Annotated in this window: 18 protein-coding genes and 1 tRNA gene; 4 read left to right on the forward strand and 15 right to left on the reverse strand. The window is 70.6% G+C overall.

Annotated elements, in window-relative coordinates:
• Positions 1–15: 15 nt before the first annotated feature.
• From LPC04_RS26385 to LPC04_RS26400, 4 genes are all read right to left on the reverse strand, one after another.
• Entirely contained in the window at positions 16–1,920 is a 1,905-nt protein-coding gene (locus LPC04_RS26385) for a S9 family peptidase (protein WP_275685313.1), read from the reverse strand.
• Positions 1,921–1,957: 37 nt separating this feature from the next.
• On the reverse strand, positions 1,958–4,573 hold the full coding sequence (locus LPC04_RS26390) for a CHASE domain-containing protein (protein WP_275685314.1): 2,616 nt from the start codon (positions 4,571–4,573) through the stop codon (positions 1,958–1,960).
• 19 nt (positions 4,574–4,592) lie between these two features.
• Positions 4,593–5,510, reverse strand: a complete 918-nt coding sequence (locus tag LPC04_RS26395; RefSeq protein ID WP_275685315.1) for a substrate-binding periplasmic protein — start codon at positions 5,508–5,510, stop codon at positions 4,593–4,595.
• Between the two features lie 155 nt (positions 5,511–5,665).
• Positions 5,666–7,798, reverse strand: a complete 2,133-nt coding sequence (locus tag LPC04_RS26400) for a putative bifunctional diguanylate cyclase/phosphodiesterase (RefSeq protein WP_275685316.1) — start codon at positions 7,796–7,798, stop codon at positions 5,666–5,668.
• Positions 7,799–8,393: 595 nt separating this feature from the next.
• Between LPC04_RS26400 and LPC04_RS26405 the strand changes: the two genes are divergently transcribed.
• From LPC04_RS26405 to LPC04_RS26415, 3 genes are all read left to right on the forward strand, one after another.
• Positions 8,394–10,829, forward strand: a complete 2,436-nt coding sequence (locus tag LPC04_RS26405; protein WP_275685317.1) for an MFS transporter — start codon at positions 8,394–8,396, stop codon at positions 10,827–10,829.
• 66 nt (positions 10,830–10,895) lie between these two features.
• A complete protein-coding gene (locus LPC04_RS26410; RefSeq protein WP_275685318.1) occupies positions 10,896–11,021 on the forward strand; it encodes a hypothetical protein in 126 nt (41 codons plus the stop codon).
• Between the two features lie 146 nt (positions 11,022–11,167).
• Entirely contained in the window at positions 11,168–11,863 is a 696-nt protein-coding gene (locus LPC04_RS26415; protein ID WP_275685319.1) for a glycoside hydrolase domain-containing protein, read from the forward strand.
• 59 nt (positions 11,864–11,922) lie between these two features.
• Here the strand turns inward: LPC04_RS26415 and LPC04_RS26420 are convergent, their stop codons facing one another.
• Together LPC04_RS26420 and LPC04_RS26425 are read right to left on the reverse strand one after the other, a co-directional pair.
• The gene (locus LPC04_RS26420; RefSeq protein WP_275685320.1) at positions 11,923–12,744 is read right to left on the reverse strand and encodes a CPBP family glutamic-type intramembrane protease; all 822 of its coding nucleotides are present in this window, start codon (positions 12,742–12,744) and stop codon (positions 11,923–11,925) included.
• Between the two features lie 302 nt (positions 12,745–13,046).
• The gene (locus LPC04_RS26425) at positions 13,047–14,069 is read right to left on the reverse strand and encodes a LacI family DNA-binding transcriptional regulator (protein WP_275685321.1); all 1,023 of its coding nucleotides are present in this window, start codon (positions 14,067–14,069) and stop codon (positions 13,047–13,049) included.
• A gap of 135 nt (positions 14,070–14,204) precedes the next feature.
• Between LPC04_RS26425 and LPC04_RS26430 the strand changes: the two genes are divergently transcribed.
• Positions 14,205–15,377, forward strand: coding sequence for a phytanoyl-CoA dioxygenase family protein (locus LPC04_RS26430; RefSeq protein WP_275685322.1), 1,173 nt, complete (start codon positions 14,205–14,207; stop codon positions 15,375–15,377).
• A 137-nt stretch (positions 15,378–15,514) separates the two neighbouring features.
• On the opposite strand, the gene LPC04_RS26435 is transcribed toward LPC04_RS26430, so the two are convergent.
• The 9 genes from LPC04_RS26435 to LPC04_RS26475 form a co-directional block, all read right to left on the reverse strand.
• A tRNA-Ser gene (locus tag LPC04_RS26435) sits at positions 15,515–15,602 on the reverse strand.
• A gap of 92 nt (positions 15,603–15,694) precedes the next feature.
• A complete protein-coding gene (locus tag LPC04_RS26440; protein ID WP_275685323.1) occupies positions 15,695–16,255 on the reverse strand; it encodes a DUF1439 domain-containing protein in 561 nt (186 codons plus the stop codon).
• Positions 16,252–16,773, reverse strand: a complete 522-nt coding sequence (locus LPC04_RS26445) for a hypothetical protein (protein ID WP_275685324.1) — start codon at positions 16,771–16,773, stop codon at positions 16,252–16,254. The genes LPC04_RS26440 and LPC04_RS26445 overlap by 4 nt, the downstream gene beginning before the upstream one ends.
• 33 nt (positions 16,774–16,806) lie before the next feature.
• The gene (locus LPC04_RS26450) at positions 16,807–17,280 is read right to left on the reverse strand and encodes a VOC family protein (RefSeq protein ID WP_275685325.1); all 474 of its coding nucleotides are present in this window, start codon (positions 17,278–17,280) and stop codon (positions 16,807–16,809) included.
• 24 nt (positions 17,281–17,304) lie between these two features.
• Positions 17,305–21,717 carry a DEAD/DEAH box helicase gene (locus LPC04_RS26455; RefSeq protein ID WP_275685326.1) on the reverse strand — a complete coding sequence of 1,471 codons (4,413 nt, stop codon included), beginning with the start codon at positions 21,715–21,717 and terminating at the stop codon, positions 17,305–17,307.
• Positions 21,714–22,343 (reverse strand): UPF0149 family protein, encoded by a 630-nt coding sequence (locus LPC04_RS26460; RefSeq protein ID WP_275685327.1) that lies wholly within the window; start codon positions 22,341–22,343, stop codon positions 21,714–21,716. Before LPC04_RS26460 ends, LPC04_RS26455 begins: the two co-directional genes overlap by 4 nt.
• Position 22,344: 1 nt before the next feature.
• Positions 22,345–23,640 carry a serine--tRNA ligase gene (gene serS, locus LPC04_RS26465; protein WP_275685328.1) on the reverse strand — a complete coding sequence of 432 codons (1,296 nt, stop codon included), beginning with the start codon at positions 23,638–23,640 and terminating at the stop codon, positions 22,345–22,347.
• 112 nt (positions 23,641–23,752) lie between these two features.
• Positions 23,753–24,757: a 4-hydroxy-3-methylbut-2-enyl diphosphate reductase gene (gene ispH, locus LPC04_RS26470; RefSeq protein ID WP_275685397.1), complete on the reverse strand. Its 1,005-nt coding sequence runs from the start codon at positions 24,755–24,757 to the stop codon at positions 23,753–23,755.
• An 84-nt stretch (positions 24,758–24,841) separates the two neighbouring features.
• Positions 24,842–25,285, reverse strand: a complete 444-nt coding sequence (locus LPC04_RS26475; protein WP_275685329.1) for an FKBP-type peptidyl-prolyl cis-trans isomerase — start codon at positions 25,283–25,285, stop codon at positions 24,842–24,844.
• Between the last annotated feature and the right edge of the window lie 85 nt (positions 25,286–25,370).

The following is a 25,370-nucleotide window of genomic DNA, read 5'->3' on the forward strand; positions in this document are numbered from 1 at the left end:
GCGATCCCGAGTCGATTACGACAAGATCACCCGCTCGCCCGCATCCCCCGCCTCGAACCCGAACACCTGCCCATAGAACGACAGCTCCGCCTCCAGCGTCCGCTGCACTGTCTCCTTGCGCCGGAAGCCGTGTCCTTCGCCCTCGAACGCGAGGTAGGCCACCGGGATGCCGCGCGCGCGCAGCGCGGCGATCATGGTCTCGGCCTGGGCGGGCGGCACCACCTTGTCGTCCAGGCCCTGGAAGAAGATCACCGGGCACGACAGGCGGTCGGCCGCGTGGATGGGCGAGCGCTCGAGATACAGGCGCTCGCGCTCGGGCAGCGGCGCCAGCAGGTCGTTGGTGTAGCGCGATTCGAACTTGTGGGTGTCGGCGTCGAGCGCGCGCAGGTCGCCGACGCCGTAATGGCTGGCGCCGGCCTTGAAGACGTCGTGGAACGCGAGCGCCGCCAGCGTCGTGAAGCCGCCGGCGCTGCCGCCGCGGATCGCCAGGCGCTCGCCGTCGGCGAGTCCTTGCGCGACGAGGAACTGCGCGCCGGCGATGCAGTCCTCGACGTCGACGATGCCCCACTGGCCACTGAGCAGTTGCCGGTAGGCACGGCCGAAGCCGGTCGAGCCGCCGTAGTTGACGTCGAGCACCGCGAAGCCGCGGCTGGTCCAGAACTGCGTCGCGAGCTTGAGCGTGTTGGTGGCCATCGCGGTCGGACCGCCGTGGCTGATGACGATCAGCGGCGGGCGCTCGCCGTCCGGCATGCGGTACCCGGTATTGCGCGGCGCGTAGTGGAACGCGTGCGCGGTGCGGCCGCCGGCGCTCGGGTAGCTGATCGCGCGCGGCACCGACAGCACCGATGCGTCGGGCAGGTCGTCGGCGCTGCGGGCGAGCATCTCGACCGCGCCGCCGGCCAGCGAGATCGCCGCGATGCAGGTGGGCATCGTCGGCGAGCCGGCCTCGACGACGGCGACGCCGTTGCCCACGCGCAGCTCGGCGATGTCCTCGAACGGCGTCGCGATGGTCGTGGCCCGGCCGCTGCGCACGTCGATGCGCACGAGCCGGCTGATCGCGTTCTCGCGGCACGCCGCGATGATCTCGCCGGGGCCGTTGAAGCCGTAGGACGACTGCGCGAACACCCATTGCGGCAGGCCGAACTCGGCGTCCATCGGACACACCGGCACCAGCCCGTTGACCTCGAGCCGGTAGAGGTTCCAGAAGCCGCTGCGGTCCGACACGACATGCAACTTGCCGTCCGGCGCCCATGCCGGTTGGCACAGCGACTCGCCGGGACCGCCGGCGACGCGTCGCTCGTGGATCAGCGAGCCGTCGTCCGCGAACGCCGCCAGCCGCAGCTCGGTACCTTGCCAGGGCATGTCCGGATGGTTCCACTGCAGCCACGCGAGCCGCCGGCCCTCGGGCGAGACGCGCGCCGACGCGTAGAAGTCGGCGCCCTCTGCCAGAGTTGTCGAGCCGCTGCCGTCCAGCTTCAGCGCGACGATCGTGTTGCGCGGCTCGCCCGCGCCACCGTGCTGCTCGCGGATCGCGATCAGGCGCTGGTGGCGCGCGTCGAGCTCGAGGTCGGCGTGGCGCTGCGAGCGGTCGGACGTGATCGCCACCGGCGCCGCGTCGCCTTGCTGTGCGTAGACGAGGTTGTCGGCGAAGTTGGAGAACCACACCGTGTCGCCCGCCGCCGCCAGCGCGCCGCCGCCGTACTCGTGCACGCGCGTGCGCACGTTGAACGGCGCCGGCGTGACGAGGCCGTCGCGCGTGGCGACGGCCATGCACCCGCCCTGCTCCGGCAGGCTCTGCAGCCACAGCACGCGGGCGCCGACGATGCGCGGCGCGGAGACGGGCCGCACGCCGGCGGCGACGCGGGCGGCGGTGATGGGCGAGGCCCAGGTGCCGCAAGGGGCGGTGAGGGGATCGGTCATGTCGGTCGGAAGCGGGTGGTGGCGACGGCCCGGGCCGTCATTCTCGACGCTGTTCGAGCACCGCATGCACGATGCCCGCCAGGCGCTCGAGCGTGTATTCCTTCTGCAGCAAGGCACCGATGCGCAGCTCGGCGGCGCGCTGGCGCATCTCGTCGGAGATGAAGCCGGACGTGACGACGATGGGCAGCCCGGGCGCCGCGCGCGCGATCGCGGCGGCGAGCTCCATGCCGTTCATCTCGGGCATGTTGAAGTCGGTGACGACGATGTCGAACGCGCCCGGGTCGGCCTGCACGCGCGCCAGCGCGGCGGCCGGCTGCTCGTAGGTCGTCACCTTGTAGCCGGCGCGCCGCAGCAGGCCGTCGACCATGAGCACCATGGCGGGGTCGTCGTCGACGCACAGCACGTGCTGGCCGCTGCCCGGCGGCGCGTCGAGCGCGCCGTGTTGCGATTCGACCGCCTCGCCGGGCGCGTCCTGCAGCGGGAACCAGAGATCGAAGCGGGTGCCGACGCCGGGCGCGCTCTCGACGTGGATCGCCCCGCCATGCCCGCTGACGATGCCGTGCACCACGGCCAGGCCGAGCCCGGTGCCGTGGCCGACCTGCTTGGTCGTGAAGAACGGCTCGAACACGCGCGCCCGCGTCGCCTCGTCCATGCCGCAGCCGTTGTCGGCGATCCAGAGATGGGCGCGCGGGCCGTCCAGCAGCGCGGGCGGCCAGGTGCGCGCGGCGTCGGCCTGCGAATCGGGCAGCGCATCCTCCGCGGCGAGGCCGACCTCGATGCGCCCGCGGCCGGCGGGCAGCGCGTGCCAGGCGTTGGTGCACAGGTTCATCACGATCTGCTGGATCTGCGTGGCGTCGGCGCGCACGTTCACCGGCTCGGCCTGCCGGCTGACGCGCAGCTCGACCTGCGCGGGCAGCGTCGCGCGCAGCATGTCCAGCGACTCGTCGATGACCGGCTGCAGCGCCTGCGTCTGCAGCGCCTGCGCCTGCATGCGGCTGAAGGTGAGGATCTGCTGCACCAGGCTGCGCGCCCGCACGGCCGCGCGCTCGATCTGCACGAGGCTGGCGTCGTTCGACAGGCCGATCGCCGTGTCCTGGCGCGCCGCCGCCACGTTGCCGATGATGGCGGCGAGGATGTTGTTGAAGTCGTGCGCGATGCCGCCGGCGAGCGTGCCGATCGCCTCCATCTTCTGCGCGTCGCGCAGCTGCGTCTCGAGCGCGGCGCGGCGCTCCTCGGCGTGGCGGCGCTCGTTGATGTCGGTCAGCATGCCCAGCGCGCCCGAGGCGCGGCCGGCGTCGTCGACGATGCTGCGGGTCGACAGCGACACCCACATCGGCGAGCCGTCCAGGCGGCGCAGGCGCAGCTCGATCGTGTTGCCCTCGCCATCGCCCTGCGCCAGCGCCGCGCGGCAGCGCTCGGCCTCGCCCGCGTCCATGAAGTCGTCGACCGGCCGGCCGCGCATCGCCTCCTCGGTCAGGCCCAGCCACTGCGCGATGCGCGGGTTGACGAACACGAGGTGGTTGGCCGCGTCCAGCAGCCAGATGCCCTCGCTGGCGGTGTCGACGATGCGGCGATAGCGTTCCTCGCTCTCGCGCAGCTCGCGCGTCATCGCCTGCGCGGCCGCGGTGGCGCGCGCGCGGCCGGTGACGAGCTGGTGCGTGATCAGGCCCAGCAGCAGGCTCAGCAGCACGCCGGCCACCAGGATCACGCTGGACGCGTTGCGCTCGTGCACGCGCTCGAACTCGGGCAGCGAGTTCAGCTGCACCGTCCACGTGTGGCCCGCGAGCGTCACGTATTCCCGCGCCTGGAAGCGCGCGTGGCGGATCTGCTCGTCGAGGTCCTGGCCAGGCTCGGCGGCGGGGCCGGAGCGGTACATCAGCGAGGCGGCGCTGGTGTCGGCGCCGTCGTGCACGCGCACGACGAGGCCCGGGCTCTGTTCGCCGTAGAGCGTCGACATCAGGTCGCCGACGCGGAACGCCCCGCGCACCCAGCCGATGGCGTTGTCGCGGCGCTCGGCCACCGAGTCGACGGAGGCCCCCTTGCGATAGACCGGCAGGTAGATCAGGCAGCCCGGCCTGAGGTCGCCGGCGGCGTCCACCTGCAGTTGCACCAGCGCCGTCAACGTGGCGTTGCCCGAATCGCGCGACTGCAGCATCGCGGCGCGGCGGGTGGCGTTCGACATCGGGTCGAAGCCGATCACGCGCCGGTTGGCCACGCTGTCGGGGGCCACCAGCACGATGGGCGCGTAGAGGTCGCGCGCGCCCTCGGGGCGGACGTTGTAGTCCGAATGGCCCGTCATGCGCTCGTGGCCGACGTGGTCGGCCAGCTCCCCCGGCATCACCAGCCGCGAGAACGCGACGCTCTGCAGGCCCGCGGCGTCGGGGCCGGCCATCACGGTGTCGACATAGGCCTCGAAGGCCATGCGATCGATGCCCTGGTCGGCCGACAGCAGGCCCTGCACGCCGCGCAGCATCTGCTCGTAGTTGGAGATCCGCTGTTCGATGCGGCCGGCCGCCTGGCGCGCGTTGGCGTCGAAGACGGCGCGCAGCCGCGCCTGCTCGTTGTCGCGCTCGTGCACGCACAGCCCGATCGTGAACGCGAGCGTGCTGGCGCCGACGAACAGCGCGATCAGGTGAGGCAGGGCGCGTCGCATGGGTTCGCTGCTGCCCGGCCTAGAACTGCGTCATCTGGCGCGCCAGGTCGGCCGGGAAGTACTTCGCGAAGATGCGCAGCATCGTGCCGTCCGCGCGCATGGACTGGATGATGTCGCCCCAGGCCTGGATCTGCGCTGGCGCAAGCGACCGGCGCGACATCACCAGCCCGTGCGGCACCGGCGCATCCGCGAACTCGAGGATCTGGGTCTGCGCCTTCAGCTGCGCGCCAGCGATCACGGGGAAGTCGAACGGCTCGATGATCATCGCCTGGATGTCGTCGTCGAGCAGGATCGTGTACAGCGGCTCGAGGCTGCCGGCATAGGTGACGCGCTCCTCGCTCTCGAGCGCGTCGACGAACTCGTTGGCGCGGTCGCCGTAGCGGAAGCTGCGGATGAGCCCGAGGCGCAGCGCGCGCCTGCGGTGGAAGTCGGCCACGCTGCGCACGTCCGCGTCGCGCCGCACAAGCAGGTAGTACTTGTTGGACACGTACCAGGCGTAGGCGGCGAACTTGTCGCGCTGCGGGTTCGAGATGCCCGACAGCGTGAAATCGAGCGCGCCCGTCTCGATCAGCTGCCAGATGCGCGCGCGCGGCAGCACCGTCAGCGTGATGTGGCAGTGGCTGCGGCGCGTCATCTCCTCGGCGATGTCCTTGTCGATGCCCTCGCCCGTCTGCGCCGTGTACAGCAGGCCGTGCTCGTGCAGGCCCAGCGACAGCGGGCGCGAGCAGTCGGGCAGGCGCGCCCCGCCCCGCGACGGCGCCGGAGCGGCCAGGGCCGGCGGCGGCGCGGGGGCGGCCGAGTCCTGCGGCGGCGGCGCCTCGGGCACCGCGGCCCGCGCGCCCGCGCCCGCGCAAGCCAGCGCGAGCGCGAGTCCCGCGACCCGCAGCCTCATGCCGCGGCGCAGCAGGGACGACTGGGGGTGGGCTCGAAGAGGCATGGGCGACGACAAGGCTGGGCGAGGAGACCGGCTGGGCACGGCGATGCCGGGACACAGGCCCCGGCGCATCGCCCATGTTACAGATGCGCCTGCAGGGCGCCTACGACAGGCTGCCCGGTTTCCCGCTGCCGCCGTGCCGAAGTCCGCGATCCCGCTCAGTTCGGAATGTCTTCCAGCATCGCCGATGGCGAGAAATCCACCGAGCCGTCCGGCTTGTTGCCCAGGAACCATTCGAGCAGCGCCTCGGCGCCCATCGGCCGGGCGAAGTAGAAGCCCTGCATCTCGTCGCAGTTCATGCCGATCAGGATGTCGCGCTGGCCGACCGTCTCCACGCCCTCGGCGACCACCTTCAGGCCCAGCGAATGCGCGAGGTTGACGACCGCGCCGACGATGGCCAGCGCGTCGCGGCTGGTCTCGATGTCGTTGATGAAGCTGCGGTCGATCTTGAGCTGCGCCGCGGGCAACTGGCGCAGGTTGATCAGGCTCGAGTAGCCGGTGCCGAAGTCGTCGATCGAGATGAACACGCCGATGCGGGCGAGGCCGTCGAAGACGCGCTGCAGCGTCTCGGGATCGCCCATCGCCACCGATTCGGTGACCTCGCACAGCAGCTGCGCCGGGTCGAGGTGGTGCCGCTTCAAGGCGGATTCGATGCGGTCGACGAGGTCGTCCTGGCGCAGCTGGTGCACCGAGAGGTTGACCGCGACGCGGATGCGCAGGCCGTCCTCGGCCCAGTCCTGCATCTGGCGGCAGGCCTCGTCGATGACCCAGTTGCCGATCGCGTTGATGAGGCCGAAGCGTTCGGCGATCGGGATGAACACGACCGGGCTGACGCTGCCGCGCTCCGGGTGCGTCCAGCGCAGCAGCGCCTCGACGCCGCGGATCTGGCCGGTGGTCGAGTCGATCTTGGGCTGGTAGTGGAGCTTGAGCTGCCGGCGCTCGATGGCCATGCGCAGCTCGCCCTGCAGGTTGAGCCGTTCCTCGCCGGCCTCGTCCATGCGCGGCTCGAACACGGCACGCGTGTTGCCGCCGGCGCGCTTGGCGGCATACATCGCGGCGTCGGCGCGAGTGACGAGCTGCTCGCGCTGGCCGTGCTCGGGATGCAGCACCACGCCGACGGACGCCGACACGTGCACGCGCCGGCCGTCGACCTCGAACGGCCGCGCGAGCCGCTTGATGAGGCGGTCGGCCAGCGTCGTCGCCTCGGCCACGCCCGAGACGCCCTCGGCCAGCAGCAGGAACTCGTCGCCGCCGATGCGGGCGACGGTGTCGTTGTCGCGCCCCGCGATGCGAAGCCGCAGCGCCGCTTCCTGCAGAACGTGGTCGCCGGCGGCGTGGCCCAGCACGTCGTTGACCGGCTTGAAGCCGTCGAGGTCGATGAACAGCACGGCGAACCGGTCGGGCCGCTTGCAGGCTTGGGCGAGGCGATCCTCGAACAGCACGCGGTTGGGCAGGCCGGTCAACGGATCGGTCAGCGCGCGCTGCTTCAAGGCTGCGTTGGCGGCCTGCAGCTCGCTGTTGGCGCTGCGCAGCGACTCGGCCAGCCGCGCCGTACGCGTCTGCATGCGGGCGTCCAGCGTGGACGTGAACAGCGTCAGCATCAGCAGCAGCACGGACGACACCGACACCAGCGCGCCGAGACGCTCGCCGCTGAGGCCGCCGGCGCTCAGGCAGACGGCGTCGGACGGGAAATTCGCCGCGGCCATGCCCAGGTAGTGCATGCCGCAGATCGCCGCACCGAGCACGAGCGCGGCCACGAACTGGTAGAGCCGGCTGCGCGACGCCACCCCGCTGCGGAACCAGTGGAAGACCTTGAGCGCGACGCCCGACGCCACCACCGCCCACACCGCGGATACCGCCACCAGCGACCGGTTCCACACGACGCCGGGCGCCATGTCCAGCGCCGCCATGCCGACATAGTGCATCGCGCAGATGCCCAGCCCCATCGCGCCGGCGCCCAGCGCCAGCCGTTTCCAGCGCAGGTGCGTGCGGCTCGCGATGCCCAGCGCGATGCCCGACACCACCACCGCCGCCAGCCACGAGCCCAGCGTCATCGCGACGCCGTAGCCGAGCGCGATCGGCAGCGAGAACGCCAGCATGCCCACGAAATGCATGCACCAGATCCCGGTGCCCATCGCCACCGACCCGCACGCCCACCAGGTGCGCGCCACGCCGCGATCGGGCGTGCGCACGCGCCTGGCCAGGTCGAGAGCGACGTAGGAGGCGAAGCTGGCGATGAAGAAGGACGCTGCGACGATGCGCAGGTCGTAGGCGGGTGTGAGGAAGGTCACGCCGTGGCTCCTCGGGGATGCGGCAGTCGGACGCCGGGGGGGGCGTGCTGCCTCTTGTATCGGCGCGGGATGCCGGGCATTGAGGGCGGCGCAGGAAAGAAATCGCACGAATTCAACAGGAATTCCGAAGCGGTGGCATCAACCGGGCGGCGGGGCCGTGCGCAGGAACGCGCGGCGGCGTCCTTCAATCCAGGGCTGCGCGCGGCGCCTCGCACGCCGCAACCGGCAAGCGCAAGCGTCGTTGCCGCCCGGGCTCGGGTTAACCCATGCTGTTCATCGAATCGGTTCGGAGCGACAGTTCCTGACGATCCGGGCCGTCCGATGCAGTTGAAGGTTAGCCTTCGAAGAGTTTCGGACACGACAAGGCAGCGAGGAAGGAAACTCCGTGGCAAGACATTCGCCCTAGCGACCGCAAGCCGTCTGCAATACGGCGAATGCTCACCGGACCGACTGTCGGCCGCCGCACCTGAGCGCTCGTTCATGGCAGCCCCTGCCGTGGGCGGACGACCGTGCCGCGACGCCGCCGGCCCAGACGCGCATTCGCATCCGAATTGAGGTTCGACGCGTCGAACCACGAGCTGGGCGGGTCGTCTCCATGAGCAATTTCGGCCGCAACCTGGGCTATGTCATGCACAGCTTGCGCCTGTGCATCTTTCCGATCGCCTCGGCGCTCGTCGCCGTCGTGGTGCTGCTGGGCGTGCCGCAAGGCCACGAGACGTTGCGCGCCATTGCCGCGTTCGCCCCGCACGGGCAGGATGATGCGAACGAGATCTCGCGCGTCGTCTCCTTCTTCTTCGGCTATGCGGCATGGGGCCTGGCGAACTGGTACGCCGCCCGGCTGCTGCTCGCCCAGGAGGCGCCCAAGGAGCGGCGCACACGGGAGGCGGGTGCCGCGCCCACCGAGACGCAGTTCATCGAGCGGTGGCGCGTCTGGTTCCCGCGCGTTTTTCCACTGCTCGCGATGGGCCTGATCGCGTTCGAGATGCCCGATGACTCCGAGCGCCTGCCGATCGCGCAGGTCGTCGCGTTCGCCTCGACGGCCATCGTCGCCCTGTTCATCGGCGTGCGCCGCTTCCTGTTGAGGATGCGCGGCCAGCCCACCGATCGATTCGGCCGGCTGCCCGCCGGCGATCGGCGCACGCTGGTGGTGGCGCTGGTGCTGTCCTTCGTCCTGTTGTTCTCGCTGACGTTCGCCAACGTGGCCATCGCCCGGCTGCTCGGGGCGCCCGCCCTGCTGTTCTTCGCGCTGAGCTCCATCACGCTGTTCGGCGCGATCGTGCTGGTCTACCTGCCGATCTCCTTCGACTGGCCGCAGATCGTCTGGCTGCCGGTCGTGCTGGCGCTCGCGTGGGCGCAAGAGGACTGGAACCACAACCATCGACTGTCCGACCGCGCGGGCTTCGGCGTCTCGGACCCGGCCCCCGAAGAGAGACGGCCTCCCGTCGGCGCCCAGTTCGACCTGTGGCTCGCCAATCACCTGAAGCCCAGGGCGACGGATCCGAAGGACCTGGTCGTGAAGGACGAGGGCGCGAACGATCCGATCTTCCTGGTGGCCGCCGAGGGCGGCGCATCGCGCAGCGGCTGGTGGGTGGCCCATGTGCTCGGCACCGCCGACTATGCAACGCACGGCGAGTTCTCCCGGCGCGTCTTCGCGGTCAGCGGCATCTCCGGCGGCAGCCTCGGGGCGGCGACCTGGGTGGCGCTGCTCGCGCACGGCCGCGGCGCCGCGGCCTCCGCCTCGGTGTCGGCCCCGACGTTTCCGGGCGCCGACGATTGCGCGACGCTGGTCACCGGCCACAAGGACTGGCCGATGCCGATGCAGTCGGAATGCTTCATCGGGCGCGACGTGCTGTCGACCACCATCGGCTACATGCTGTTCCCGGACCTGTTCCAGCGCTTCATGCCATTTCGCAACACGAGCTGGGATCGCAGCCGCGGCCTCGAGGTCGCCTGGCAGAAGGACTGGCACGAACTCTTCGGCGACGACACCTTCGAGCATCCGTTCATGGATCTCTATCCACCCGTCGCCGCGCTGCCCGCCAGCGCGGCCGCGCCGGGCACCGCATCCAGCGGCGTGCGCTTCGACATCCCGCTGCTGCTGCTGAATTCGACGCGAGCCGGGCTCGGCCGCCCGGTGCTCCAGGCGCCGGTCACGATCGCCACCAGCGAGGCGGACGACCTGTTCACCAACTGGCCGCAGGCGCGCGGGCTTGCGCTGGCGGCCGTCGTCCACAACAGCGCGCGTTTCCCGATCATCAGCCCCGGCGGCGAGATCGTGCGCGGCGACCCGTATCCGCCGGCGCAAGGTAGCCCGAATCGCCGCGTCTGGGACTCGCTGGTCGACGGCGGCTATTTCGAGAACTCGGGCAGCTTCGCACTGCTGCAGATGCTCAAGGACATCGAGGCCGGCTACGAAGCCCGCGCGAAGACCGGCGCCGGCGCCGACGCCGCGACTGACTGGGCGGGCATCCGCGACCGCATCCGCGTGGTGTTCATCACGAACGACGTGCCCAACGCGAAAGGCGAGAAGGAGAACTGCGTCGACCTGAAGACCTGCGATGCCTTTCCCATCCACCAGGAGGAGTTGCTCACGCCGCCGATCGGCTTGTACGAGACGCGGTCCTCGCGTGCCGACGCGTCGATGCGCGCACTGCTGGATTTCCTGCACCAGTCGCGGTCCGACGCCTTCACGCTGGCCATGGACGGCAGCCAGGTGATCCTGCAACAGCCTTCGATGAACTGGTACCTCACGCCGAAGTCGCGGCGCGTGATGTGGAATTCGTTCTCCGACTCCAGGACCGCTGCCGTAGCCATCGCCACCAAGGCCGCCGCGGCGGCATCGGCCGCCAACGCGAAGGGACAGGCGAAGTCGAATCCCGGGCCCGCGCGCAACACCGCCTACGAGCAGATGTGCAAGCTCCTGCACGCGACGCCTGGAACGCGCACGACCGACCCGCTGCCGCCCAAGGACGCGCGCAAGGACTGGTGCGACACGCTCACCCTGTTCCAGACCGCCACCGCCACTCGATAACCACCCGAACCGCCGCACGCGAAGGCGCGCTGCACGCCGCGAAGCACTTTCCGGAGGAATCGATCCATGTCGCTGTTCATGCGGATCTTCTGCGAGGTCGCGGGCTCCCCGGCGACGATCCGGCGCGACGACATCGAGGTCGTCGCCGGCCAGTCCCGGGGGCCGGACGACTGGGCCAAGGGCTCGTCGTGATCGACGCCACGAACGCCCGCATCCCAGATGCCGACCCGCCGACCCCAGCGAAGGCAGGTCTTCATCCATCCCGTTGAGGATGACACCTCCCCGGCCTTCCATCAACGTGGACAGCCACCGTCTTCGACAATCTTCAGGAGCGCACCATGTTCTTCATCGGAATCGACAGGGACGTGATGCCGTCGCCGGCGCAACTGGACGCCTTGCGATCGGCCAACAGCAGCGTGAGCTGGTGCGGCTACTACCTGGCGCCCGCGCCCCGGCACAGCGACACGAGCTGGATGGGCAACCGGGCCAACCTGCGGGCCAACACGTGGAATCCCGTCCCGATATTCCTGCCGACCCCGCCCGCCACGGTGGTGCACACCGGTGGCGCGGGCGGCTCCAGCGGCGCGGCCGAGGCGACGCTCGCGCTGCACCTGGCCAGCGGCGACGGCTTCCCGGGCGGCACCTACCTCTACCTCGACCTTGAAAGCGGCGATGCGCTCTCGTCGGACGGCGAGGACTACGTCGAGCAGTGGGTCCAGACCTTGACGAACGCGGGCTACAACGCGGGCGTCTATTGCTCCTACCTGCTGGCCCCGCAGATCGCCAAGGTCGTCGACCAGTTGAAACCGACGCCCAACGTCCGGATCTGGGCCTTCCGCGTCATGACGACGGCCTCGCACACGCTGCAACCCGACCTGGACGAGATCGTCGCGCGCGACCCCGCGGGCAGCCATGCGCCACAAGCCACCCTGTGGCAGTTCGAGCAGAACGCCGTGATCAGCGCACCCGGCACGGCGATCGACGGACTCGATCTGGACGTGAGCTTCTCCAACGTCCAGGATCCCTCGCTCTGAGAGAGTCCGCCGGATCGAGATGCCCGACGGCAACCAGGAGGTCTGCCCGACACGCTCGATCAGCGCGCGACCGCCTGATGCGCGAAGAGCAGGAAGTGAGCCGCATTCAGCATGAAGTGCGTCACGACGCTCGCCTCCACCTTGCGTGCCTTCGCGTACGCCAGTGCGTTGGTGATGCCGCCCAAGGTAGCGAGCAGCACGAGGTGCAGGCCGCCGGCCGCGTGAGCCGCGCCGAAGACGACGGCGGACACCGCCACGGCAGTCGCGTGCAAGCCGCGCCGCTGCGTGCGCTCGGCGGCGCGGTGCATCTCCTCCTGCAGCAGGCCACGGACGAAGGACTCCTCCGCGATGCATGTGAAGAGCAGATTCGACACCAGCGCAACAGCGGTTCCTGGCAGCAACTTGGGCTCGAGGTGCAGATAGCCCAGGCCTGCCGCCACTGAAACCGTGACCACGGTGCCGGCAGCACCGATGGCCAGCGTCGGCTTCCAGTTCCGCCGGACGTCCGCAGCGTTCGACGCGCGCGGCACCAGGAGCGCGAACAGCAGCAGGCCGGCACTGAACTTTCCGACATTGAGGCTGGAGAGGGGTGACGTCACCTTGCCGACACCCGGCACCGCCTGGATCGACAACGCGATCGCGAGCGCCGCAAACAGCAGGATGAGCACAAGCCTCGCCGGCCCGCTGGCCTGGTGGGCCTCCCAAGCGAGACCGAGCAGGAAAGCGAGCGCGACGAGTCCGCCAAGCGTCACGGCGCCGGCCGCCACAGCGAGGATCGTGGCCAAGACGTAGAGGACCAGCCACGGCGGGATGCGTACATCGCCGACGAGCGCGGAAGGAAAGCACACCGCGCAGATGGCCAGTGGGAACAGGGCGAACAAAGGAATCCTCCTTTGGCGCAGTCGACGCGCCTGCTGGGTTCGTGACGCATCGGAAGCCGGATGTGCTTCAAGGTTGGCGCTGGTGAGCGTCACGGCTGCAACCCGCGGCGATCGCCACGGATCGTGTCGACCCGCGACAGCACGCATTGCGCTCAATGTAGAAGGTTGAGGAAGCCCTGTGACCTCCCCTGAATCGAATAGTCTTTTGCGCTACCTTCAACAATCGCGGCGCGAAGCCGCCTTCCACCGGTCGGAACGTTCACGGACGTGCGCGTCATCGACGACGTTCCGGGTGCCGACGCTCAGGGCGCTGGAAGATTGAATGGCGTGATCACTTCCACGTTCGACCGCAGCGACGGCTCCGGCGGCGGCCCGGCGCGTTGGGCGTGCATCACGCAACGACACGCGCGCAGGAGGTCGCGGCGCAGGTCGTGATGCAGTACCGCGGACAGCCGTCCCGCCCGCAACAACGCGAGATTGTCCTCATCGAGGTCATGTCCGATGAAGACCCGGCAGGGACGTTCCGCACGATCGAAGGCGGCCAGGATGCCCGCGTTGGCGCCGCCGACCGAGTAGGTGGCGGCGACTTCCGGATGGCGGGCCAGCGATCGCGAAACCGCCGCCACGGTGGGATCGTGCAACCCGTGGCCTGCGGTGACGATGCGGACGCGGCTGAGCGGGCGCGCGCGCTTCCAGCCTTCGGTGAACGCAGCGATGCGCTCGCCTTCGCCCTGGAATCGTCGGTCGCTGCTCGACACGAGCACGTCTGCCGTCTCGGGGCCCATCCAGTGGTGCATGAGATAGGCCGCCGTGAGCCCGGCGCTCCGGTTGTCCAGCCCGACGTAGGCGACGCGGGCGGGATGATCGATGTCCGTGACCAGGGTGACCACCGGAATGCCGCGTTCGTGCAGACGCGTGACGGCCTCGCCGATCGGCGCGACATCGGGCGCCTTCAGCAGGACGCCATGGCTGCCGCGGCGGCCGATGGCGTCCAGGACGTCCACCAGTTCTTCGACCGCCATCCTTTCGGCGAGTTGCTCTCGAACACGGAACACGGCGGGATGCACCTGCGCAACGACGTCGTCCAGCGCGTCGCGCGTGATGCGCGAAAAGCGCTCCGGCGTCTCCATCACCAGGTCGATCAGGAAGCGGCGGCCCCGCAAGCCGACTTGCGCCTGCTGGCGATCCAGCTCGACCTGAGCCTGGCGCACGCGCCGCTGCGTGGCCGGCCGCACGCCAGGACGCTGGTGAAGCACGCGGTCGACCGTCGCGAGGCTGACGCCTGCCTGCAGCGCGATCTCCTTCATTCCGATTGCATGAGCCATGGGCTTCCGTCCGTTCGCACGCTGGTCCGACGCTCGCATTCTGACCCTTTTCTGAGGTGTTCCTGAGGTGTCTGGCGGCCCCGGGCCGACGCCTGCATCCCTACACTCGGTCGATGCCGGACCATCGGAGACACCATGACCTCACTCGCCAACCCTCGCTGGCTTCGCGCTGCCGACGCGCGCCTGGAAGACCTGCGCGCCATCCTCGACCAACGCACCGACCCGGACGCGTGTCCCAACGCGGCGCGCCTGCTGCACGACGTGCCGGTCTACGACAGCGCGGCGCTGCGGCCACGCCTGCGCGACGAGGAGGCCTTCCCGCAAATCCTCATGAGCGAGTGGGCCGACATCTGGGAGAACGGCCCGGGCATCCTGGTGTTGCAAGGCGCGTTGGCGGCGCCCGTGGTCGATGACGTGACGGCGCGCTTCGTGGAGATCATCGAGCGCGAGCGCGACGGCGGCAGTCGCGGCGATCACTTCGCCAAGGCGGGCGCCAACGACCGCGTCTGGAACGCGCTGGAGAAGTTGTGCCTGCTCGATCCGGCCGCGTTCGCGCGCTACTACGCCAACGACATGCTCGCGCTCGCCAGCGAGGCCTGGCTCGGGCCGGCCTATCAGATGACCTCGCAGGTCAACAACGTGCGTCCGGGCGGCACGGCGCAGACGCCGCATCGGGATTTCCATCTGGGTTTCTGCTCGGCCGACCAGGCACAGCGCTATCCGTCGCACGCGCATCGCCTGTCGCCGATGCTCACGCTGCAAGGCGCCGTGGCGCACGTGGACATGCCGCTGGAAAGCGGCCCCACGTTGTATCTGCCGCACTCGCAGAAATACCGCCACGGCTACCTCGTAGCCGACCGCGACGAGTTCCGACGTCACTTCTCCGAGCATCGGGTGCAGTTGCCGCTGTCCAAGGGCGACGCGGTCTTCTTCAATCCCGCACTGCTGCATGCCGCCGGCGAGAACCGGTCACGCGACATCCAGCGCATGGCCAACCTGCTGCAGGTCTCCTCCGCATTCGGCCGTGCGATGGAATCGGTCAACCGCGATCGCATGTTGCGGATGCTGTATCCGCAACTGCTGGCCATGGGACGAGACGGCGCGCTCGATCGTCGCGCCCAGGCGCACGTCGTGGCGGCCAGCGCCGAGGGCTACGCGTTCCCGACCAACCTCGACCGCGACCCGCCGCTGGGCGGGCTTGCTCCCGAGAGTCCGCAAGCCGTCACCTTGCGCGCGCTGCATGAAGGCTGGCCGCCCGAACGCCTGTTCGCCTGGCTGGACGAAGCGGGCATGAAGCGCCTGACCTGAGCCGCCGAGAAGGCGGTGCTCGGCGAGATCACACGTCTTGCGCGACGCCCCAGCGACGCCTCCGCGACGAGTGTCGAGCCGACAAGCAGGAAGGCAAATGAAAAACGGGCCGCGAGGGCCCGTTTTTGCTTACTGCTTGGCGGAGAGGGTGGGATTCGAACCCACGGTACCTTGCGGTACGCCTGATTTCGAGTCAGGTACAATCGACCACTCTGCCACCTCTCCGGATTCGGTGTCGCTGGTCAATTTAGCGCAGTCCGCGACTTTAGCATGGCTTTGGCGGTGCGGCAAGTTTTGATGCATTGGCGAGACAGCCGTCAGCCGCCGAAGCGCAGGAAGGTCACGCGGACCTTGCCGTCGACCACGCTCACGTCGCGCACAGCCAGCTTGGCGAGCGCCGAGCGCGGGCCGTCGCCCTTGAGGGTGTAGATCGGGTGGCCCTGCAGCGTGCGGCGCAGCGCGTCGGGGCCGCGCACCTTGACCACCTGCACGAGCTCGGGCGACATGCCGGTGAGCGCGAAGTTGTCGATGCGCACGTCGTCGAGGAAGAAGTCGCCCTCGTAGCGCACGTAGCGCAGCACGCCCGAAAACGTCACCTGGCCGGGCATCTCGCGATGGCCCAGCGACACGAGCACGTCTGCCGACAGCCCGATGCGCGGCGAGCCCTCGGTCAGGCGCACCACCGGCTTGCTGATCGTGACGCACGCGATCATCATCGTGCAGTTCTTCTGCGGGAAGCGCGCGTCCAGCCGCTGCTGCAGTTGCGCCTGGTCGATGTCGATGGACGCCTCCGGCACGAACGTCGTGACCGCCCACCAGCCCGCGCTGGCGAGGAGCGCTGCGACACCCAGCCCGATGGCGACGCGGCGCGCGCTCATGGCGTGCGAGCGTCGATCTGTTCGCGCGCCATCGCCTCGACGCGCCGGTTGCGCTCGATGCCGAACTTGACGCCCAGCATCACGCACGCGACATCGCATGCGATGTAGAGCAGCGTGAGATCGTCCGGCGCACCCGCGTCGCCCAGCAGCAGGCCGACGAGCACCGACGCGATGGCCATGAGCGCGCCGACGCGGCGCTCGTCGCGCTGCACGATGCGCGCGCAGGCGTAGCCCGCGATGACCGACATGAGCGAGCCCAACGCCACGTCCACGAGCATCAGCGCCAAGCTGGGCTGCGCGCTCTGCAGTGCGTCGACGACCTGCTCGTCGGTCATGCCGGGCTTGACGAAGCTCTGCACGTAGAAGGCTCGCAGCAGCTCGGCCACCAGTTGCGAGCCGCAGAAGTCGATGCCGACGCCGGTCAGCACCGCGCGCAGCGGGGTGCCGGGCGGATCGGGCTGGAGCGGGCCGCCGTCCGAGGGAACGGGATCAGGCGGGATGCGGGGCGGATTCGACATGGACGTTTCGAGGGCCGGTGTTTCGGCGACGGGTCACGGTTGCGGATCGTCCCAGTGTGCCGCACGCTCGCGGCGTTCCTGGCGCCAGTTCGTGACTTCCACCCGCACGCCGTCGGGATCCTCGAAGAACGTGGCGCAATAGTCGGGCGCGTAGTCCGGCCAGAGGCGCGCGTCGGTGGCGGCGATGCCGGCGGCTTGCAGGTCGCGCGCCACGGCGTGCACGTCCTCGACGCTGTCGACGCGCAGGCAGAAATGGTGCAGCCCCGGTGCATACGGTTCGTGCGCGCGCAGCACGCGCGCGGGGCGCAGCACGATGCCGAACAACCGGTTGAAGTACTGGACGTGCGGATCGCAGCCGAGCGCGAACGCGTTCTTGCGAAAGCCGAGCGCGTCGCGCAGCACGCGATCGTAGAACGGCTCCGAACGGCCGAGCTCGGAGACGGTGATGTAGACGTGGTCGATGCCGGTGACTTCGGTCAAGACGAGGCGCTCGGAGAGTGACTGCATGCCATCGTAGCGTGTCCGAGTCCGCTACTCGGGGATGTCGTCGCCGCGCATCAGCTGCAGCAGCTCGCGCGCCATCGGCACCGCGGCGGTGGCGTCGCCGTCGCCCTCGAGCACGCTGTCGGCCAGCTCGCGCTTGGTCTGGTGCAGCGTGAGGATCTTCTCCTCCAGCGTGCCGGTGTTGACGAGACGATAGACGGTCACCGGCCGCTGCTGCCCGATGCGGTGCGCGCGGCCGCTGGCCTGGTCCTCGGCGGCCGGGTTCCACCACGGGTCGGCGATGACGACGTAGTCGGCCACCGTCAGGTTCAGGCCGAAGCCGCCGGCCTTCAGGCTGATGAGGAACAGATGACCCTCGCCGTTCTGGAAGGCCTCGACGCGCTTCGTGCGCTCGGCCGACGGCGTGCTGCCGTCGAGGTACTGATAGGCGATGCCGGCCTCGTCCAGCGGCTCCCGCAGCAAGGCGAGGAAGTCGACGAACTGGCTGAAGACGAGCGCCTTGTGGCCGTTGGCGACGAGCTCGGTGGCGAGCTCGGCGAACGCGGTGACCTTGGCGCCACGGCGCTTGAGCGTCGGCGTGACGAGACGCGGATCGCAGGCCGCGCGGCGCAGGCGCGTCAGGCCCGCGAGCACGTTCAGGTGCGCCTGGCCCGCGCCGTCGCCCGACAGGCTCTTCTCCGCGGCGATCAGCGCCTCGCGGCGCAGCGCCTCGTAGTGCGCCTTCTCGGCGTCGTCGCCCTGCACCTGCAGCACGAGCTCGGTGCGCGGCGGCAGGTCGGCCAGCACCTGCGCCTTGGTGCGGCGCAGGATGAACGGCGCGATCAGGCGCTTCAACGTGCGTTGCGCGGCGCGGTCGTTCTGGCGCTCGATCAGGTTGGCGAAGCGCTCGTTGAAACGCGCCAGCGTTCCGAGCAGGCCGGGATTGCACGCGCGCATCACCGACCACAGCTCGCCCAGCCGGTTCTCGATCGGCGTGCCCGACATCGCGAGCCGGAACGTCGCCTGCAGCGCGAACACGGCCTGGCTGCGCTTGGCCGCGGCGTTCTTGATCGCCTGCGCCTCGTCCAGCACCAGCGTCGCCCACAGCTTGCCGGCGAAGGCGTCGCCGTCGATCTGGAGCATCGGGTACGAGACGAGCAGCACGTCGTGCCGGCCCATCTCGGCGATGACGCCCGCGCGCTCCGATGTGCTGCCCTTCTCGGCGTAGACATGCACGCGCAGCGATGGCGCGAAGCGCGACGCCTCCGAGCGCCAGTTGCCGATCAGCGACGTCGGCATCACGACCAGCGCCGGCCCGTTGGCGGCGCGCGCCAGCATCACCGCCAGCGCCTGCAGCGTCTTGCCGAGGCCCATGTCGTCGGCCAGGCACGCGCCCAGCCCCGCGGCCGCGAGCCCCATCGCCCACTCGAAGCCTTCTTCCTGGTACGGCCGCAGCTCGGCCTGCAGCGTGGACGGCAGCGCCGGCACGACGCGGCGCGCCTCGTCGAGCGCCATCAGCCGCGCCGCGTAGGCCGCGTCGTGCTCGACGCGCGCGCCCTCCATCGCGGCCTGCAGCCACGGCGCGGCGATCGCGGGCGCGCGCACCTCGTCCGGATTGTTGGCGCGCGCGACCTGCTTCTCGGTGACGGCCGCGATGTCGGCCACGCGCTCGCGCAGCTCCTGCGTCAGCGCAAGGAAGCGGCCGTCGCCCAGCGGCATGAAGCGGCTCTTGCCCTCGGTGGCGAAGGCGATCAGCTGCTGCAAGCCGACCACCAGCTCCTCGTCGACCTTCAGCTTGCCGTCCAGCGCCAGCCAGTTCTCGTGCGTGCGCACCTTGAGCGTGAGCTGGTCCAGCGCGCCCGGCGCCACGCGCACCGGCCGGCCCTGCGGCCAGTCGAGCGCGCGGATGGACGTGTGCGGCTGCAGGCGCTCGACCAGCGCGAGCGCGTCGTCGGCCTGGTCGAGCAGCCATTCGCAGGGCGCGTCCGGCGGCAGCTCCTCCAGCATCGGGCAGGTGTCGAGGATCGCTTCGAGATGATGGCGCTCCAGCTTCAGGTCGCGCTGCACGCCGACGCTCTCGCCCTTCAACGTCGCGACGACGCGCGCGCGGCCGCGGCCCGGGATCAGGCGCGGGCCGACGGCCGCGTAGTCGGCGCCGAACGGCGCGGCCACCAGCCGCAGCTGCAGGCCGTCGCCGACCGGCTGCAGCTCGGCGCGCAGGCGCGACTCGGGCACGATCTCGCGCGCAGCCAGCGCGGTCTCGGCGTCGTCGGCATGGATTCGGAAGTGGCTGCCGAGGCCGGTCAGCACTTCCTGCAACTGGGCGGCGCCCTGGCGCGGGATGTCGAGGCCGGTCGGCCCGAGCAGCTGCGCGACGCGCTTCTGCGACGCGCTCAGCCGGATCAGCTTCGCGCGCTGCGGCCCGTCGCGCCAGATCGACACCAGCCGCAACGCATCGAGTTCCTTCTGCTCGGCCTCGCTGCCGGCCCAGCGCGCCGTCGCGGCGTCGGTGGCCACCTGCAGCGAGGGTTGCATGCGCACGCGCAGGCGCTCGCCCTCGTCGACGACCTCGAGTTCCGGGCCGGCCTCGACGAGCTCGATGAACTGCTCCGGCGCGTCGGAGAACGCGACATGCGGATGGCCGAACAGCGCGCCGACGGCCTGCGCGAGGTCGAGCCGCAGGCTGCGGCCGAAGGTCTCCTGGCGGATCGCGCGCACCACGCCCGCGTCGGCCGGCGTCAGCGCCTGCGCGCCGCGCTGCAGCCGGCTCAGCGGCACTTCCTTCAGCGCGCCCCAGCCGCGCGCGCCGCGCTTCTGCTCGTGCGGCACGAGCCCCCGGATCGCGCCGTTGTCGCCGGTCTCGATCAGCCAGACGACGCGGGTGTCGGGCGTCGACGCCGCGCCCGCGGGCGCTGCAGTCGCTGGTTCGCCCAGCGCGCGCAGCGCCGCGAGCGCGACCTGCCAGCGCTCGAGCCCGGCCGGCACGAAGAACCATGATGGCGCGGGCTCGCCGCCCAGCACGCGCAGCGCGGCGCCCAGCTGTTCGGCCAGGCCGTCGAAGCCGGCGGCGTCGTAGGCGCTCTTGAGGTTCTGCGCCGCGTCGGCCTCGGCCGGCGGCAGGCCCTCGGCGAGCGAGCCCTCCTTCAGCCACGCGCGCATGAGCCAGCGGTTGTGGTCGAGCGGCGAGACGACGCGCGAGGCGGCGCGATAGCCCCACTGGCTGCCGAACGGCAGGAAGGGCTTGATCTCGCGCGGCGCGGCGCCCAGCCGCATCTGGATCGCCAGCGCGATCGCGCCCAGCGGATGCTCCAGCACCGGATCGCGCTTGCCGCCTTCGGCCAGGCAGAAGCGCAGCGCCTTGTCCAGGTGCGCCGGCGTCTGCTGCGCGAGCAGCGCCAGCACGTTGGGCAGCGCCACCGACAGCGGAACCAGCCCGCGCCGCTTGCCGGTGAGCTTGCGCAGCGCGGCCAGCGCGGCGTCGAACTCGGGCTCGGCGTCCGACCAGCGGCCCTGCGTCGCGAGCGCGGCGGCGCCGATGGCTTGCGCGATCGCGCGCCGGCTCGCCGCGGATGCAAGCGGCATGCTGGCCTGCGGCGGCGCCGCGCCGTGGCCGTGCGTGGCGCGCATCGCGTCGATCAGGCCGCCCTCGTCCGGCGCGTCGATCGCGGGAGCGAGGATGCGGCCGAAGGACTCGACCCAGTCCGCACCGCGGCGATCGGCGCCGTCGGCCAGCAGGCGGTCGAACGCGAACGACCAGCGCAGGCCGTTCGTGTGCGGCGCCGATTCGTCGTCGACCAACCGCGTCGCGCGCTCGCGCACGAAGGCCGCGCCGAGCGCGATGCCGGTGTTGAGCGCGTTGCCGAGGCGATCGAGCGCGCCGGCGAGCACGTCGCCCTGCATCGCGGGATGCAGGCGGTCGAACAGCGTCTCGTCGATGCAGTCGGCCAGCGCGGCGTCGAGCAGCGCGGGGATGTCGTGCAGGCCGGGCGGCAGGCGATCGAGCAGCTGCGCGAGGTCGACCGGCGCGGCGCCGAACATCGCGTCGAGGCGCACGCGCGAGATGGTGGCGTTGAGCGTCGGGAAGCGGCCGTGGCTCTGGCGGCCGAGGCTTGCGACCGCGTAGGCGTCCGCGTGCGCCAGCGCCTCCTGCAGCGCGGCCTGCGGCGCGCGCGACAGCAGCCGCGCATACACCACGGGGTACACGTTCATCGGCAGCGTCCAGATGCCCGGGCGGCGCTCGTCCTCGTTGGCGAGGCCCGCGGACTGCAGCCGCGCCAGCGTGTGCCGCACCAGCTCCTGCGACGGCGCGACGCTGCCCGGCGTGCGCAGCGCCGGCGACGCCAGCGCGTCGCTCACCCACGTGCGCGAGCGTGCCAGCGCGCCGAGCGCGAGCGCGGCGAGCACGTCACGCGCGGGCGCGTCGAGGCCCGCGAGGGGATCGTCGTGCGACGGCGGGCTCACGCCGCCTTGCGCGCCCACAGCTTCAGCACGACCTCGGTGGCGGCGCGGCTCAGCTGGTCGCGCACCTGCGGGTCGTCCATGTCCTCGTCATCGCCGTCGCCGGACTCGGGCGGCGCGTCGATGTCGCCGCCGAGGAACGCGATCGTCGCGAGGCCCGGGCCAATCTCGGCATCGGCGTTGAGCGGCGCCCACGCGTCGGGCGCGAGATCCATCGCGGCCAGGAAGCCCATGCACCAGTCGGTCGCGTCGGCCAGCTCCTCGCCCTGCGTGCCCGGCACCTCGGCGACGCTGAACACCGGCTCCCAGGCGTCCGGCGGGCCGGACAGCGCCGCCTCGATGCTGCGCAGGTGCCGCAGCACCAGCACCGTGGTGCGCTTCTTCTTCTGGTTGCTGGCGAACGGCGCCGGCGCGGGCTCCTGCTCGCCGCCCCAGATCGCGGGCAGCCAGTCGGCCGTCCTGCCGATCGCCACGGGGCCGACCAGCAGCGCCGTCAGGTAGCCGTCCATGCCGTCCAGCGTCATCGAGCCGTCGGAAGGCAGGTTCGTCAGCAGGTCGTCGAGGCTCGACAGCTCCTCTTCGGTCAGCGGCGTGTTGGGCGATTGCGGGTCGTACGACGGGTAGTCCATGTCAGACCTTCAGGACGGCCAGGCCGCCCATGTACGGGCGCAGCACTTCGGGGATCGTCACCGAGCCGTCGGCCTGCTGGTAGTTCTCGAGGATCGCGACCAGCGTGCGGCCGACCGCCAGGCCCGAGCCGTTGAGCGTGTGCACCAGCTCGGGCTTGCCGGCCGCGTTGCGGAAGCGCGCCTGCATGCGGCGGGCCTGGAACGCGCCCATGTTCGAGCACGAGCTGATCTCGCGGTACGCGTTCTGGCCCGGCAGCCACACCTCGAGGTCGTAGGTCTTGACGGCGCCGAAGCCCATGTCGCCGCCGCACAGCAGCACGGTGCGGTACGGCAGGTTCAGCTTCTGCAGGATGGTCTCGGCATGCCGCGTCATGTCCTCCAGCGCCTGCATGCTGTGCTCGGGGTGGACGATCTGCACCATCTCGACCTTGTCGAACTGGTGCTGGCGGATGAAGCCGCGCGTGTCGCGTCCGGCCGAGCCGGCCTCCGAGCGAAAGCACGGGCTGTGCGCGGTCATCTTCAACGGCAGCTCTTCCGCCTTGAGGATCTCGCCGCGCACGGTGTTGGTCAGCGAGATCTCCGAGGTCGAGATCAGGTACTGCTCGGGCTGCTGGTCGTCGCCGCCGCGCAGCACCCAGAACATGTCTTCCTTGAACTTGGGCAGCTGGCCGGTGCCTTCCAGCACCTCGCGGTTGACGATGTAGGGCGTGTACATCTCCGTGTAGCCGTGCTCGCCGGTGTGGGTGTCCAGCATGAACTGCGCGAGCGCGCGGTGCAGGCGAGCCATGCCGCCGCGCAGCACGGTGAAGCGCGAGCCCGAGAGCTTGGCGCCGGTCTCCGGATCGAGGCCCAGCGGGGCGCCGACGTCGACGTGGTCCTTGGCCGCGAAGTCGAACGTCGCCGGCGTGCCCCAGCGGCGCACCTCGACGTTGCCGGTCTCGTCGACGCCCGGGGGCACCGCGTCGTCGGGCAGGTTGGGCAGGCCCATCAGGATGGTGTTGAGCTCGCCCTGCAGCGCGTCGAGGCGCTCGGCGCTGGCCTTGAGCTCGTCGCCGATGCCGGCCACCTCGGCCATCACCGGCGCGGTGTCCTCGCCCTTGCCCTTGAGCATGCCGATCTGCTTGCTGAGGCTGTTGCGGCGCGCCTGCAGGTCCTCGGTCTTCGTCTGCAGCGACTTGCGCTCGTTCTCGAGCGCCGTGTAGGCGGCGACGTCGAGATACGGCTGGGGGTTCCTGCGCTTCTCGAGGCCGGCGATGACGGCCGGCAGGTCGCGGCGCAGCTGGTTGATGTCGAGCATGGTCTCTTTCCTTGATTCGGGGGTGCGTATTCAGGTGTCGCGCGGGCCCGCGGGCGCACGCGTTGCGACGAAGACTTGGGACGACGAGCGCGACGCGCTCAGGCTGCGAACGTCAAGATCGCGACGCGCGCAATTCCGCCATGCTGCGATCGCCGAGACCCATCGGCAGCGGGAACTCGACCGTCTCCTTGACGCCGTCGATGTTGCGCACGCTGACCGCACCGAGCTGCTTGAGGCGGTCGATGACGGCCTGCACCAGCACGTCGGGCGCCGAGGCACCGGCCGTCAGGCCCACGCGGGCGCGGCCGTCGAACCAGGCCGGCTGCAGGTCCTGCGCGCCGTCGACCATGTAGGCCGGCGTGCCCAGGCGCTCGGCCAGCTCGCGCAGGCGGTTGCTGTTGGAGCTGGTCGGGCTGCCGACGACGATCACGATGTCGACCTTGGGCGCCATGAACTTCACCGCGTCCTGGCGGTTCTGCGTGGCGTAGCAGATGTCCTGCTTCTTGGGCTCGCGCACCTGCGGGAAGCGCAGCTTGACAGCCTCGAGGATCTCGGCGGCGTCGTCCACCGACAGCGTGGTCTGCGTGACGACCGCCAGCTTCGTCGGGTCGTTCGGATGCACGTTGGCGACGTCCGCCACTTCCTCGACGAGATAGATGCCCTCGCGCAGCTGGCCCATCGTGCCCTCGACCTCGGGGTGGCCCTTGTGGCCGATCATGATGAACTCGTAGCCCTCGCGCGCGAGCTTCGAGACCTCGACGTGCACCTTGGTCACCAGCGGGCAGGTGGCGTCGAACACCGAGAAGCCGCGCTGCGCGGCCTCCTCGCGCACGGCCTTGCTGACGCCATGGGCCGAGAACACCAGCGTGGCGCCGGGCGGCACGTCGGCCAGGTCCTCGATGAAGATGGCGCCCTTGCTCTTCAGGTCGTTGACGACGAAGGTGTTGTGCACGATCTCGTGGCGCACGTAGATCGGCCGGCCGAACTTCTCGAGCGCGCGCTCGACGATCTCGATGGCGCGGTCGACGCCCGCGCAGAAGCCGCGCGGCTGCGCGAGCAGCACCTCGTCGACGAACTTCTGCGCCTCGGCCTGCTGCTGCGCGTCGACACTCGCCATCACGTCGGTCTTGATCTCAGTCATTGGAATTGCCTTCGCCTGCGGCTGCGGTGCGGGCCCCTTCGGGCGGCCGTGCGTTGCCCATCACAGCACCCCGATCAGCTGCGCTTCGAACGTCACCGGCTGGCCGGCCAGCGGGTGGTTGAAGTCGAACAGCAGCCAGTCGGCGCCCTCCTCGCGGACCACGCCGGCGAACTTGCCCGTGCCGTCCGGCGTGGGGAACTCGACGACGTCGCCGACGCGGTATTGCTCGCCGGCATCGCCGTGCTGCGCGAGCAGGCTGCGCTTGACCCGCTGCAGCATCTCCGGGTTGCGTTCGCCGTAGGCGGCGCCCGCCTCCAGGTGCCAGGTCATGCGCGTGCCCTCCTCCATGCCGACGAGGCAGGCCTCGATGGCCGGCGCGAGCTGGCCCGCGCCGAGCGACAGCGTGGCGGGCTTGTCGTCGAACGTGCTGACGACCTCGGCGCCGTCGGGGCCGCTGAGGCGGTAGTGCAACGTCAGAAACGAGTCGGGCTGGACGATGTTCACGAATATGAGGCGGTTGGGCAGGCACGGCCTGCTGGAGTGCGCACGACACTGGACGGGTCGGCTCGCATGGGGCGCGCCGAGGCGC

The sequence above is a fragment of the Scleromatobacter humisilvae genome (assembly GCF_023231945.1).
Lineage (GTDB): Bacteria > Pseudomonadota > Gammaproteobacteria > Burkholderiales > Burkholderiaceae_C > Scleromatobacter > Scleromatobacter humisilvae.